The sequence below is a fragment of the Kitasatospora sp. NPDC008115 genome (genome assembly GCF_042957205.1).
In the GTDB taxonomy this organism is placed as follows: domain Bacteria; phylum Actinomycetota; class Actinomycetes; order Streptomycetales; family Streptomycetaceae; genus Kitasatospora.
This window is the reverse complement of record NZ_JBIBHU010000098.1, coordinates 1-1,123: the sequence shown is the minus strand read 5'-3', so window position 1 is coordinate 1,123 and position 1,123 is coordinate 1. Positions and strand designations below refer to the sequence as shown.

The window sequence follows — 1,123 nt, the reverse complement described above, 5'->3', positions numbered from 1 at the left end:
TCCCCACCACCCACCACCGACACCACACCCTCCACATCCCCACGCTCCACCGCACCCCAAAACTCACCCTCCACCCCACCCACCACACCAACACCCTCAACCCCAACCCCACCCACACCCTCAAGCCAGAACCGCTCCCGCTGAAACGCATACGTCGGCAAATCCACCCGCCCGGCATCGAGCCCCACGAAGAGCCGCGACCAGTCGACGGGCACGCCGCGCACGTACGCCTCGGCCAGGGAGGTCAGGAACCGGCCGGTACCGCCCTCTCCCCGACGCAGCGACCCCTGGGCCGTCACCTGGATCTCCAGCTGATCGGCTGTCTCCTGGACGGCCATGCTCAGCACCGGGTGCGGGCTGGCCTCGACGAAGACGCCGTGGCCCTGCCGCATCAGACCGCGAACCACCGATTCGAACTGCACCGTCTCGCGCAGGTTCCGGTACCAGTACCCGGCGTCCATCACCGCCGTGTCGATCCGCTCACCCGTCACCGTCGAGTGGAACGCCACCTCCGACGACCTCGGCCGCACCGGGGCCAACGCCTCCAAAAGCTCCGCCTCCAGGAGCTCCACCTGCGCGGAGTGAGAGGCGTAGTCCACCGCGATCCGCCGCGCCCGCACCCCCCGCTCCTCACAGCCGACCATCAACGCCTCCAGGGCCTGCGGCTCACCGGAGACCACCACCGACGCGGGGCCGTTCACCGCCGCCACCGACACCCCACCCACCGAGTCGGCCAGCAACTCCTCCACCAACGCGCGCGAGGCGCTCACCGAGACCATGCCGCCCAGCCCCGACAGGCGCCCCGCCACCAGCTGCGAGCGGACCGCCACGATCCGCGCCCCGTCCTCCAGCGACAGCGCGCCCGCCACGACCGCCGCCGCGACCTCACCCTGCGAGTGGCCCACCACCGCCGCCGGCTCCACGCCCAGCGAACGCCACAGCGCCGCCAGTGACACCATCACCGCCCACAGCACCGGCTGCACCACATCCACCCGCGCCCACCGCGGGTCCTCCTCACCCGCCCCCACCACATCCCGCAACGACCACTCCACGAACGGCGCCAACGCCCGCTCACACGCCGCCATCGACTCCCCGAACACCACCGACGAACCCCACAACTCCC

At 71.4% G+C, this 1,123-nt stretch carries 1 protein-coding gene; it reads right to left on the bottom strand.

Annotation, left to right across the window (positions count from 1 at the left end; translation table 11 throughout):
- A partial coding sequence (locus tag ACFZBX_RS36975) for an acyltransferase domain-containing protein (RefSeq protein ID WP_391538208.1) occupies positions 1-1,123 on the bottom strand: 1,123 nt, incomplete at both ends.